Source organism: Cephaloticoccus capnophilus (genome assembly GCF_001580045.1).
GTDB lineage: Bacteria > Verrucomicrobiota > Verrucomicrobiia > Opitutales > Opitutaceae > Cephaloticoccus > Cephaloticoccus capnophilus.
The window spans coordinates 1-11,934 of record NZ_LSZP01000053.1 but is presented as its reverse complement, the minus strand read 5'-3'; the positions used below and the strand labels follow the sequence as shown (position 1 = coordinate 11,934).

Below are 11,934 nucleotides of genomic sequence, written 5' to 3'. Positions count from 1 at the left end.
AAATGTCCCTCCGCTCACTCCTCATCATCGCCCCCGGCGCATTGCTCCTCATCGCCGCGCTCGCCTTCGTCTTCGTCAATAAAGACGATGGACACGGGCACGACCACCACGGCCATTCGCACGGTGCACACAGCGACCACGATCACGACGGTCACTCACACGGCAGCGCCACCGCTAGCACGAGCGCTCCTCACGACCACGCGGGGCATTCGCACTCACACGGTGGGCCCGCGCCGCAAGTGTCCATCGAGCACTCCGACGAATGGCGAGCGCACTACAGCAGCGCTTCACTGCCGCTCGTTTTTAAAAGCCTACTCGCCGCGCGCGACGCCCTGCGCTATGGCCTGGACCAAGACGCGGAGCTCCCCGCGCTCACCCGCTACGCCGAGACGATTCACCTGACCGCGCACGCGCTCCTCGACCAAGTCGTGCTGCCTCAGCCTGCGGAACAACAACGGCTCAACGCCTCGCTCGCGCAAACCGCTGCGCTGGCCGATGCCCTCCTCGAGCCGCTCCATCACAGTGAGCGCGCCGCAGCGCGCACGAGCTTTAGCCGGCTCAACTCGGCAATTGGCGTAGTATCAATCCGGCTTCCCGAACTCCTCCAAAGCCAAGCCGAGCAACTCAGCGAAGCGCCGATTTTTGCGCCGGCTCCGGCACACACCCACGCACACTAAGAGGGCAGTGCCTCGACTCTCCGGTGACTCTTCGGAGCCGCCGGAAAGCCTCAAAATCCGTTTGTTTTTCTGGGAGCCGTCTCCGTAACGTCGACGGCTTTATGGACGATATACAGCGCGAGGCACTGGCCATCTTTCGAGAAACGGGAGCCCTGCTTGAGGGGCATTTCATTCTGCGTTCGGGGCTGCACAGCGGACACTTTTTTCAGTGTGCGCGGGTCTGCGAACAGATGGCGCAAGTCGAGCGGCTCACCGCGATGCTCGCCCCCAAGCTCGGCGAGTTTACATTTAGCACCGTGCTCGCCCCCGCGATGGGCGGGCTCGTCATCGGTCAAGAAATCGCCCGCCAAACGCGTTCGCGTTATCTTTTCGCCGAAAAGCAAGACGACCGGCTCGTGCTGCGGCGCGGGTTTACACTCGCGGCGGGCGAGCGCGTCCTAATCGCCGAGGATGTCGTCACACGTGGGGGGCGCGTTCGCGAGTGCATCGACATTGTGCGGGCAGCGGGCGCAGTGCCAGTCGCTGTTGCGATGCTCGTCGATCGCAGCGCAGGCGTCGCGCGTTTCGACATCCCCGCGATCTCGCTACTCCAACTGAGCTTCCCCACTTACGAGGCGGATAAACTCCCTCCAGAACTCGCCACCCTGCCCGCTCAAAAACCCGGAAGCTGAGGCCCGCTGCCCCACGCGTCTCTCCACTACGCGTGGTGCGGCAGCGTGTCGCTGCACCCATTTAGATTTTGGTTTCGCCTCTGCGCGACGCGCAGAAACGAAACCAAAATCTGAAAAGGACAATCCCCTGTCGCGTTGCGACAGGGAGAGTAGGAAAAGGGAAAGTAGATTGATAACCCGCTTGGGTGAGGAGGGAAAAATCACTAATAAGCTCCCGCCTCCAAGTTTGGGCTCCTTTCTACCAAACGGCTCTGTGAATGGGGGCAACGATGGACGGCGGGCCAACGAGCCCGCCGCCAAATAAAACAGCCTGCGGCTGCGCACCACGCGCAGTGGCTGGCTATCGGTATCCGTCGCTTTGACCGCGGCCTAGGTCTGTTACCGAGAAATATTTGGCTGGTGATTATCAAAGCAGACGCTCAGTTGAGCGGGCTTTCTATGAAGCCTTACTCCACCCCTCCCCTTCTCAAGTCTCTCGTCGCTGCGCTCGCCCTGCTGCTAGTCGCGGCCCTTTCTCCACTCACCCAAGCCCAAGCTGCTATGAACGCCTCCATCCCCGCAGATATCGAGTTTCTCGATGAAGTTTACTCGCTCGCATGGACATCCGACCCGGCGCCCAATTACAGCAAAGCCGAATACCTGCCGGAAGACGAGGAGTTGCCCTATTACTACAACATGCTGCTCGTGGAGCGACTTAGCGGCGCGACGGTCAAGGACGTAGTGCGAGCGCAAGTGGATTTCATCAAAGGGCTTAGAGAGAACGAGGATCCCGCAGCAGGAGGCAGAATCCTCAACCTGATGGAGAATCCTAACACCGGAGAGGTCTTACTCGTATTCGTGATGAGTGCCGCCGATGAAGAGCGCGAGATGATCTGGGAGTGGAATGCTTACCGCTACAGTCCTGTGCAAACGGCCAACGGTGAGGAAGCTGTGCAGCTCTTCGGCTACAGCGTGCGCCACTACGGAAACGACGACAGCGTGTATGACTTTCTGGAGGAACTCGACGACGCGAACGCCGAGCGCGTCAACGCCGTCCTCAGTGCTCAAATCCCGTAAAAGGGTTTGAGTGGCTCAGCCGCGTTGATCGCCCCCTGCTCAACGCGCTTTTTCGGCCACGACTCACCGCTCCCCCAGCCCAGCCAGCAACAACTCACACTCGCCGCCAGCCATTGACGATGGGGTTTCGCGTGGCGGCTGGGGAGACTGGCGGACTGAGCTGCGCCCACGCCTAAGCCCGCATTTTTGACCGAGTGTGTGACACGAAGAGAGAGCGCTAGAGGGCGAGTCGTAAAAAGCCGCCGCTCTCCCTACTACTCCACCGTTAGGCTTAGGTAGTGGTATTGGCCGCGATAGGTGACGAGGAGCAGGTTTCGGCCTTCGCGCAGCAGCCCTTGGGCGTTGGCGAGGCTCGTCACAGGCATCCGGTTAATCTCCACGATCACGACATCGGGGATGAGGTAGCCCGCGTACGGCGAGTCATCTTCGACATTGGTTATCACCAGTCCCGATACACGCGGGTCGATGCCCAGCCGCCGCCTCATGTCCGGCCCGAGCAAGTCCACATCCACACCCTCCAAAAGCGCGTTGGGCCGCTCCACGACTTGGCCGAGCGTCACGGTCGCAGTCATCGCCTCGCCGTCGCGCACAAACGCGATCTCCACCGCAGAGCCCGGCATCGTCTGCGCAATCTGGAGTCGGAAATCCTCCATCGTCGAAATACTGCGCCCGCCAATCGCATAAACGACATCCGCCGCGCGCAGCCCCGCGGTCTCTGCCGGGCCGCCCTCGGTCACTTGGGTAATCACCACGCCGCGCACTGCTCCACTGGGCAGTTGCAGCCGCTCTAACACATCGGCAGACACGGTCTCTGCTGAGGCCCCCAGATAACCGCTCGCGACTGTGCCCGTTTCGACGAGGCTGTGCATAATCGACGCCGCGAGGTTGATCGGAATCGCAAAGCCGATGCCGATATTCCCCTTGGTCGTGGAGACGATTGCGCTGTTGATTCCCACGAGGCGGCCCTTGGCATCGACGAGCGCGCCGCCGGAGTTGCCCATGTTAATCGCCGCATCAGTCTGAATGAAGTCCTCGTAACCGGCGACGTTTTCCAAGAGTCCGAGCGAGTTGCGGCCCTTCGCCGAGACGATACCCATCGTGACGGTTTGGCCTACGCCAAGCGGATTCCCAAAGGCAAAAACCACGTCGCCCACGCGCAGCTTATCGCTATCGGCAAGCGTGACAGTCGGCAGCTCGGTCGCGTCGATTTTAATAACAGCGACATCCGTCTTCGGGTCTGCACCGATAAGCGTAGCGCGATACTCGCGATCATCAGGCATGAGGACGCTCAACTCATCGGCGCCCTCCACGACGTGGTTGTTCGTAATAATGTAGCCATCGCGACTCACGATGACGCCCGAGCCGAGCCCCTCTTCGCGTTGCTGGCGCGGTGCAGATGGGCCGCCAAAAATCCGCGCCCACGGGTCCGCTCCCATGCGCGTCGAGACGATCTTGGTCGAGTAGACCGACACCACCGCCGGTTGCACGGCCTCAACCATATCCGCGTAACTGACGCGCACCTCGTCAGCAGCGTGCGCGAGTGGAGTCGGGTCAATTTGCAGTATGGTCGTCGTTCGCTGCGGCTCAGCAGGGCGCGGCAAAAGCGTATCCCCGTCTCCGATACCGCGCGTAAACAGCAGGGCAAGCCCCCAGCCCACGAGCCCGGCAAAGAGTAAGGCAGCAAATTTAGTTCTCATCCAAAAAACCTCTGGTTGGCAGATTTTGCAGAAAATCGACAGCGCGAATGAGCGCGCACTCGCCGCGCGGCTCACACGCACGCGGCAGAGTTTCGCCCTTCTAGAACCCCTTAATCTTAAAGAGATCCGTGACGCTCTTATTATTCGTGATACGCAAAATCGCCTCGCCGAGCAGGCTCGCCACGCTGAGCACGCGAATCGGTAAGCCGTGCGTCTGCACCGGCGTCGAGTCGGTCGTAATCACCTCGTCGATTAGGCCCGCCTTGAGCCGCTCCACAGCGATATCGTTTAAAATGCAGTGGCTGACCGCCGCCCGCACAGTGACCGCGCCATGATCGCGCAAAATCTTGGCCGCCGCAGTCAGCGTGCCCGCCGTCTCGGTCATATCGTCCACGAGGAGCACGTCGCAGCCCTCGACCTCGCCCACGATACTCATCGCTTCGACCGAGCTCGCGCTTTTGCGCTTCTTAGCAACCATCCCGAGCGTCGCGCCCATCGTGTCCGCATAGGCCGCCGCCATTTTCATCCCGCCGATGTCGGGCGAGCAGACGACTAGCGGGCGCTCGCGAGGCTGCTCCGCCAGATACTCGAAAAACACCGGTGAGGCGTAGAGATGATCTACCGGAATATCAAAAAAGCCCTGAATCTGCTGGCTGTGCAGATCCATCGTGAGGATGCGCTGCGCACCGGCAGCGACGAGCAAGTTGGCGACAAGCTTTGCCGTGATGGGCACGCGCGGCTGGTCTTTGCGATCTTGGCGCGCATAGCCGTAAAATGGCAGCACCGCAGTGATCCGCTTGGCCGAGGCGCGCCGCGCCGCGTCAATCATGATGAGTAGCTCCATCAAGTGATGGTTCGTGGGCGGACAAGTCGCCTGCACAATGTAGACATCGTTACCGCGGATGTTCTCATTGATTTTCACGAAGGATTCGCCGTCGGGGAAGCTCGTGACAGTGGCTTCGCCAAGTGGCTCGCCGATGGAGCGGCAAATCGCCTCGGCCAAGGCACGGTTAGAGTTTCCTGAGAGGATTTTGAGTCGGGACTCGCTCATGATTGGTGTTCGTATCGGAAAAGTCAGGACAGGGATTTGGAGAAACGGCTCGGTTTAGGTTTGCGCGAGTTGCTGCTCCAGTTGGTCAACCCGCTTAAACAAATCGGGCAAGCGGCGCTGGAGCACTTGCAAGCGGCTGGCGAGCCGGTGCGGCATGGCCGGATAACCGCTAATGAAAGCGCCCGGCTCCACATCGGCGATGACGCCTGCCTGCCCGCCCGCCTTGGCGGCTTTGCCAATGCGCAAGTGGCCGCTCACACCGACTTGGCCGCCGAGAATCACGTAGTCTTCCAAAGTCGCACTGCCCGCGATGCCCACCTGCGAGCACAAGATGCAGTGTTTCCCTATCACTACGTTATGGCCGACCTGCACGAGGTTATCGATTTTCGTGCCCTCGCCGACCCGCGTCTGGCTAAACCGCGCGCGGTCAATCGTGCTGTTTGCCCCCACCTCTACGTCGTCCTCAAGAACGACCGTGCCGACTTGCGGGATTTTTTCGTGGCGGCCTTCGACAAACTCGTAGCCAAAGCCATCTGCACCGATGACCGCGCCCGGATGCAGTCGCACGCGATTCCCCAACGTGCATTGCGCGCTCACGGCACTGTGCGGCATCAGCCAGCAATCGTCGCCGACTTGCGCCCCTGCACCGACGAAAACCTGCGCCTGCAAATGCGTCCGCGCGCCGATTCGCGCGCCCTCTTCGACAACGCAAAGCGGGCCGACCGTCGCCGTCGGGTCAATCTCCGCACCCGCCTCCACGACCGCCGTCGGGTGCACGCCCGCTTGCGGCTTTGGCCAAAGCGATTGCTCAATCCGCGAGCAAATCGACGCGAGCGCCGCCGATGGGTTTTTTACAAAAAAGTAGCACTGCCCCTCGCCCGGCTCGCTGCCTTCGTAGTCTTCGGGGAGTAGGATGAGCGAAGCGCGTGAACTCGGCACCGCCGTGCGGTATTTCGCGTTGCCGAGGAAACTCAAGTCGCCCGCCTCGGCGGCCTCCAGCGAGGCGATGCCCGTAATCGTCGCGTGGGTCTGCCCGCTCGTGCGCGTCGCACCAGTGATCGCGCGGAGTTCTTCGGGTGTCAGGGAGATCGACATGCAGCGATAGGGTCTGACGGTTTAGCGACGCAGTGCAACGAGAACAAAAAAGCCGCCTGCGAAAATCAGGCGGCTATGTGTGGCTTATTCAGCAAGTCAGCTCCGGTTGGGCGCAGGGCGAAAATTAACGCCCGAGCGGCACGCTGACCGAAGGAGTGGCGTCTCCGCTCGTGCCCGCTGTGCTGCTACCTGCGGGACGGTCGCGGTTAATCTCGGCCTCGACCTCAGCAGTGATGTCGAGCGACTCGTCGTGATAAACGACCGTGGCGATGCCGAGGAGGTTGGGGCCGGACTTATCGAGGACGAGCGTCGCGCCTTTACGCTTACCCACCTCGACCGCGATTTTCGAAATCTCCTCGAGCATGATCGTCTTAAAGTTCTGGAAACGCTGCTGGAGGAGGTTGCGGGTGTTGGCCTCGAAGCTCTGAAGCTCGTTATTTTTGCGCTGGATTTCTTGGAGCTTTATCTCGGCCTGCTCGCGGGCTTGGTCTTTGACCTCGGCACGGGTGGCGGGGTTGTTGCTCTGCTCAAGGGCTTCCTTGTATTCCTCGACCAGCGCGTTGCGCTCACCGAGGAGCCGGTCCGCCTCTTCGCTGGCTTTCTCGGCGTCGGCCTGGAGCTTATTCTTTTGCTCCTCAGTTTTGTAGTGCTCGTCGAGCAGTTTCATCATATCGACAACGACGATTTTCGGCGCGGCGACTTGGGCTTGGGAGACTGCTGCGCCGGAGACGAAGAGGGCCGCGAGGGCACCGAGGAGTTTTAGAGATTTAAGCATGGGTTAAAGAGAGTCAGTGGGATAGTGGGTGAGAAAAAAGGAGGTGAGTTGAGGGAAATTAGAAGCGTGTGCCAAAGGAAAAATTAAACTGCCCGCCCTTGTCCGCCTGCTTGCTACTGCTAAGCGGTATCCCGTAGTCGAGCCGTAGTGGCGCACCCGCGACAAAGAGCTGGATGCCGACGCCGATGTTATCGTGCAGGCCGGAGGGGTTGAAGTCGTAGGCACCGGGATTGACGAAGCCCGCATCGTAGAAGGCCGCGATCCGGATCGGGTTCACTACATCCATCGAGTATTCGAGGCTAAGCATCCCGTAGGATTTACCCCCGCGAAGGAGGCCCGCGCTGTTTCGCGGAGCGACATCGTTATACTCGAAGCCGCGCAGCGTGTAGGGACCGCCGAGGAAGAAGCTGTAGTAGTAAGGCACGCTCGTGCTGTCGCCATAGCTGTCGATAACACCCGCCCGGCCCATGACGGACATGACTTGGTTTTGAAACTCGAAAGTCGGGTAGTATTGGGCACCGCGAAAATCGAGTTTGTAGTAATCGACATTGCCGCCAAAGGGCCCACCCGCGACGTCGATGTTGAGCTCCACGCGGTTGCCGGTCGTCGTGCCGATAATCTTATCGCGCGTGTCGCGCAGGATTTGGAGCCCGACGCGCGAAATCTCGGTGCGGCCCGGCTGCACGAGCGTAAGGCCCTCCGAAGTCACGTCCTTAATCTCGACCACTTCGTAGGTGTAAGAGAGCCGCCCATCGACGAGCTCGAAGAGCCGCTTGCGCAGGTAAACCTCTCCGCCCGAGGCGATTTGGTTGTAGTAGTCGCTGTTATACTCCGAAGACGTGCGGTAGAGGGTGAAGCCCATCGCGAGCTGCCGCTCAAAAAGCCACGGTTCCTCGAAGGAGAGCAGTGCCTCGCTAGAGCGGGAGCCGAGCTGCATCCGAAGCCGGAATTTTTGCCCGTCGCCTTGGAAAAAGGAGCGGTAGTTAAACAGGTCAAAATTCCCTTGGGAGACCTCCGCAAACACGGTTGCGCGGTCGAGCGAGCTAAAGCCCGCGCCAAAAGTCAGATTACCCGTGCGCGCCTCGCGGACAGCGACCCGCAGATTGCGCCGGCCCGGGATATTCGTCTCCTGCGGGGAGAGCTGCACGTCCTCAAAGAAGCGGGTGTTGTCCAAGCGCAGTTTACTGATTTTCTCGCGCACGGTGTCGTAAACGTCGCCCGGGCCCAGCACCAGCTCACGCAAAATCACGACGCTCTTGGTCTTGGTGTTCCCCTCGATGGCGATCGACTCGACGCTAAACTTCTCGCTCTCCTCTATCTCGTATTCGAGGTCGATATCGCCCGTAGTGATATTGGGCTTACGAATCATCCGCACGCGCGTATCGAGGTAGCCAGCGGTGCCGTAGGCGTCTTCGAGCCGCTCCACGTCTTTATCGAGCTTTGAGGGCGAGTAGACCATGCCCGTGCGCTGGCGTAGCAGGCGCTTGAGCAGCTGCGGTGGGTAGATCGTCGCATTGGTCACCTCGACTTCGCCGATCCGATACTGGCGGCCTTCGTCTACGGCGATGGTGATGAGCAACTTCTTCGGGCTGGGGTAGCTGAAGCTGATGTTTTCGGGCAAGATCTCGACATCGAGGTAGCCTTCCTCGCGGTAATAATCGCGCAGCTTGTCCAAGTCTTCCTCAAACGCATCGTCCTTGAAACGGCCTTTGCCGGTCAGCCACGAGAGCCACCACCACTTACGCGTGTCCATCGCCTTGCGCAGCTTGCGCGACTTGATGTTGTCGTTACCGACGAAGCGGATGGAGCCGATTTTCGAGCGATTGCCCTCGCGGATGTTAAAGATCACCGCGCCAAAACCCGTCGCACGGTCACGCTCGATCGCATAGGTCACCGAGACTTGGTTGTAGCCCTCCTTCTGGTAGTGCTCGCGGATTTTCTCGCTGTCTTCCTTGATTTGGCGCTCGTCGAGCGAAGCGTTGGCGCGGGTCTTAATTTCGCGGTCGAGCCGGTTGTCCTTGATTTTGCGGTTACCGCGATAGCTGACCGACATGACGCGGTACTTCGGCGTCACCTCGACCACGAGGTTAAACACGTTACCCGGCAGGGCCTCGCGCTTTACCTCAATAAACTCAAAGAGCCCCGTCCGGTAGAGCGCGCGGATGTCGCGATCGATCATCGTGTCATCGACCGCTCGGCCCTCGCGGATTTGCATGTTCGCGCGCACGACCTCTTCGCTCACGTTGGCGATGCCCAAAAACCGCACGGCAATCTCGCCCACGCGGATCTCGGGCTGCCCCTCTCGCCCCTCGCCTTGGTAAAAGGGCTGGGCAACGACGAGCGGTGAGCTCGCGAGCCCCGCAAATCCCAACAAAACGGCCAAAAAAAGTCTGACTCCGCGCTGGGAGTTACTGGGTATAGTTTTCAAAACGGGTGATGTCTCGGAGAAAGGTAAGTTTCAATTCACCTACGGGGCCATTTCTCTGCTTGGCAACGATTAACTCGGCGGAGTCGGCGGCGACTTGGAATTTTTCGTCGGCGTCCTTGGGCCGCGCCAGCATGAGAACCACGTCGGCGTCTTGCTCGATGGAGCCGGACTCGCGCAAGTCGGCGAGTTTGGGCACGCGGTTCTCCTTTTCGGACGCGCGGTTGAGCTGACTTAGGACGATCACGGGGACATCGAGCTCCTTGGCCAGCGCCTTTAGCCCGCGCGACGCTTCGGCCACTTGCTGCTCTCGCGGCACTTGAGCGTCCGTCGGGCTCAGCAGTTGCAAATAGTCTACGATGATGAGTCCGAGCTTCGTGCGCGCGTGCAGACGGCGCGCCTTGGCGCGTAACTCCATGATAGAGAGATGGCTAGAGTCATCGATAAACAGCGGCGACTTCGTAAACTCGTCCGCCACATGCACCAGCCGCGTCTGCGCATCGTCGTTGCGAGGCAAGAGCCCCTCGCGCAGCAGCTTCATATTTACCCGAGAACGCGAGCACAACAGACGCAGCGCGAGCTGCGCCGCACTCATTTCGAGCGAAAAGACCAAGGTCGCCGTCGGTGCGACGCCGTGGCGCGGCATCGCCGCGGCCTCCGCAAAATTGAGCGCGAGCGAGGTCTTTCCCATCGAAGGCCGCGCCGCCAGCACGATCATTTCCTGCCGCTGGAAGCCGTACATCAGCGTATCCAGATCCTTGAAGCCGGAGCTCACGCCCGTGAGCTCGCCCTTCTTGTCCATCATCTTGTGCAGCACCTCGACCGCCTCCTTCATCGGCCCACCGATGGGCTTAGCGGCATCCGAAATCCGGTCCTGCGTGACGCTAAAAATCTCCTGCTCGATCTTATCAATAAACGACTCCAAGCCGCCCTCGTAGTTAAAACACTGCTCGACCGCGCCCGTCGCCGTCTTGATCAGCTCCCGCAACAAGTGCAACTCGCGCACCCGCCCAATGAAAAACTGCGCCTGCGCGGTCGTCGGAATCGACAGGCTCAACTGCGAGAGATAGGCCGGCCCGCCGACTTGGTCGAGCTCACGCGCAATCCGTAACTCCTCGGCCAACACCGCGATATCGACCGGCGGCTTGGTCTGGTAAATCTCGCACAGCTTCCTATAAATCAGCCGGTTAGCCGGGTCGTAAAACGCGTTTTCGCTCAGTTTCGACTCTAAGCAACGCGCAATCGTGTCGGAGCCATCAATCAAGCAACAGGCAATCACATGCTGCTCGGCCTCCACACTGTGCGGCAGCGTGCGCCCGAGCGGCTGCATGGCCGACTCCTCGTCGCGCTCTCGGTCGCGTGAGGGGCTGCTGCGGCTGCGCTTAGTCGTGGTGCGGGGAGAAGAAATCATGAGAAAAAAGAAGCCGCAACTTAGAGAACCCGCGTGAGCGCACGGCAACTCCACACTGTTCAGAATCTCTGCACAGGGACTTCACCGCTTATTCACCGAGCGTTTCAAAAATGAAACCGCCTGCGACTGCAGCGGCGACAAAGCGCTCCCCTTCCCTGTTGGCGCAGTCGCGGGACTTTTGTACGCATTTTCACCGGGGCCTGTTCCGGTTTCAAACGCGAGCCGCGACGGAGCCATATTTTGAGCAGCAGCGCGACCACGTTTGAAACGTGAGCAGCCGCTTGGACTGCGTTTGCCTCCTAAGAGCCCAAATAAAATCCGAGCTAGCTCCTCCGCCCCGCTACAGGCTGCGCAGCTGACCAGCCCAAACCTGGCTCTCACCAAGTTCCAGTCTTGGTTATGGGTGGCCTTATGTTTCGTACTCTAAACCGGAATAGACAAGTTGCGATGTTTACGAGGCTGCCTCGGCCTTCCTTCAGATAAAGCCTCCCTCACTTACGGTGGAGCGCACCGTAAGTGAAGGCGCTTAATTACCTTACTCAGAACTCATAGCGTAGAGTGAGCTTTGGATTAATCGGGGTACTGACCTGCACTTGACGGAGGGTGGCACCAGGGATGTAGTCTTTATCCAAGAGATTGTGGATGTATAGCTGCACCTGCCAGTTTTTGTTAAAACGATAGCTGGCACTCGCTTCGACGAGGATGTAGGAGGGCATCCAGAATACGGGTTGGACTCGCACGGGGTCATAGCCTGCCGGTGGCGACGTCCATCGCCCTTCTGGATCGCCGGGGCGTTCACCCACATAGTTTGCGCCTAGCCCTACTCGCAGTCCGCTCAGTGCGCCTTGAGTGAAGGTGTAGGAGGCCCACATTGCCGCAGTCTCGTCGGCAACATTAGTAGCCCTCATGTTCTCATCATCGCGGAACTTGAAGTTAGTGTAGCTACCAATCAGCGAGAAGTTCTCATTTGGGGCCCAAGCGAGCTCGAATTCGACACCCTTAGAGCTGACGCTGGTGTTTACCGCAGGCAGTAGAGGGAAGGGGATAGGGGTTCTATTATTTTCAGGGTTAGCTCC

General features: G+C 59.8%; 10 protein-coding genes. 3 read left to right on the top strand and 7 right to left on the bottom strand.

The genetic code is table 11. The features are described from left to right. Positions 1-2: 2 nt before the first annotated feature. The 3 genes from AXK12_RS06850 to AXK12_RS06840 all read left to right on the top strand — a co-directional run bounded on the left by AXK12_RS06850 (position 3) and on the right by AXK12_RS06840 (position 2,404). Complete coding sequence (locus AXK12_RS06850; RefSeq protein WP_068712804.1) at positions 3-677, top strand: hypothetical protein; 675 nt, start codon at positions 3-5, stop codon at positions 675-677. A 101-nt stretch (positions 678-778) separates the two neighbouring features. Next, positions 779-1,348, top strand: a complete 570-nt coding sequence (pyrE, locus tag AXK12_RS06845; protein WP_068712801.1) for an orotate phosphoribosyltransferase — start codon at positions 779-781, stop codon at positions 1,346-1,348. A gap of 438 nt (positions 1,349-1,786) precedes the next feature. After that, complete coding sequence (locus AXK12_RS06840) at positions 1,787-2,404, top strand: hypothetical protein (RefSeq protein ID WP_068712799.1); 618 nt, start codon at positions 1,787-1,789, stop codon at positions 2,402-2,404. Positions 2,405-2,658: 254 nt separating this feature from the next. Here AXK12_RS06840 and AXK12_RS06835 read toward each other — a convergent pair whose 3' ends face one another. The 7 genes from AXK12_RS06835 to AXK12_RS06805 form a co-directional block, all read right to left on the bottom strand. Continuing rightward, positions 2,659-4,101, bottom strand: a complete 1,443-nt coding sequence (locus tag AXK12_RS06835) for a Do family serine endopeptidase (protein WP_156468917.1) — start codon at positions 4,099-4,101, stop codon at positions 2,659-2,661. 100 nt (positions 4,102-4,201) lie between these two features. Continuing rightward, positions 4,202-5,152 (bottom strand): ribose-phosphate diphosphokinase, encoded by a 951-nt coding sequence (locus AXK12_RS06830; RefSeq protein WP_068712796.1) that lies wholly within the window; start codon positions 5,150-5,152, stop codon positions 4,202-4,204. A gap of 54 nt (positions 5,153-5,206) precedes the next feature. Then, positions 5,207-6,247, bottom strand: coding sequence for a UDP-3-O-(3-hydroxymyristoyl)glucosamine N-acyltransferase (lpxD, locus tag AXK12_RS06825; protein ID WP_068712794.1), 1,041 nt, complete (start codon positions 6,245-6,247; stop codon positions 5,207-5,209). Between the two features lie 124 nt (positions 6,248-6,371). Continuing rightward, positions 6,372-7,022: an OmpH/Skp family outer membrane protein gene (locus AXK12_RS06820; RefSeq protein ID WP_068712792.1), complete on the bottom strand. Its 651-nt coding sequence runs from the start codon at positions 7,020-7,022 to the stop codon at positions 6,372-6,374. 58 nt (positions 7,023-7,080) lie between these two features. Then, positions 7,081-9,450, bottom strand: coding sequence for an outer membrane protein assembly factor BamA (bamA, locus tag AXK12_RS06815; protein ID WP_231863582.1), 2,370 nt, complete (start codon positions 9,448-9,450; stop codon positions 7,081-7,083). Continuing rightward, on the bottom strand, positions 9,431-10,858 hold the full coding sequence (gene dnaB, locus AXK12_RS06810; RefSeq protein ID WP_068712790.1) for a replicative DNA helicase: 1,428 nt from the start codon (positions 10,856-10,858) through the stop codon (positions 9,431-9,433). The genes bamA and dnaB overlap by 20 nt, the downstream gene beginning before the upstream one ends. Positions 10,859-11,397: 539 nt before the next feature. Next, positions 11,398-11,934, bottom strand: a 537-nt coding sequence (locus tag AXK12_RS06805) for a TonB-dependent receptor domain-containing protein (protein ID WP_156468916.1), incomplete at its 5' end; no start/stop codon positions are given.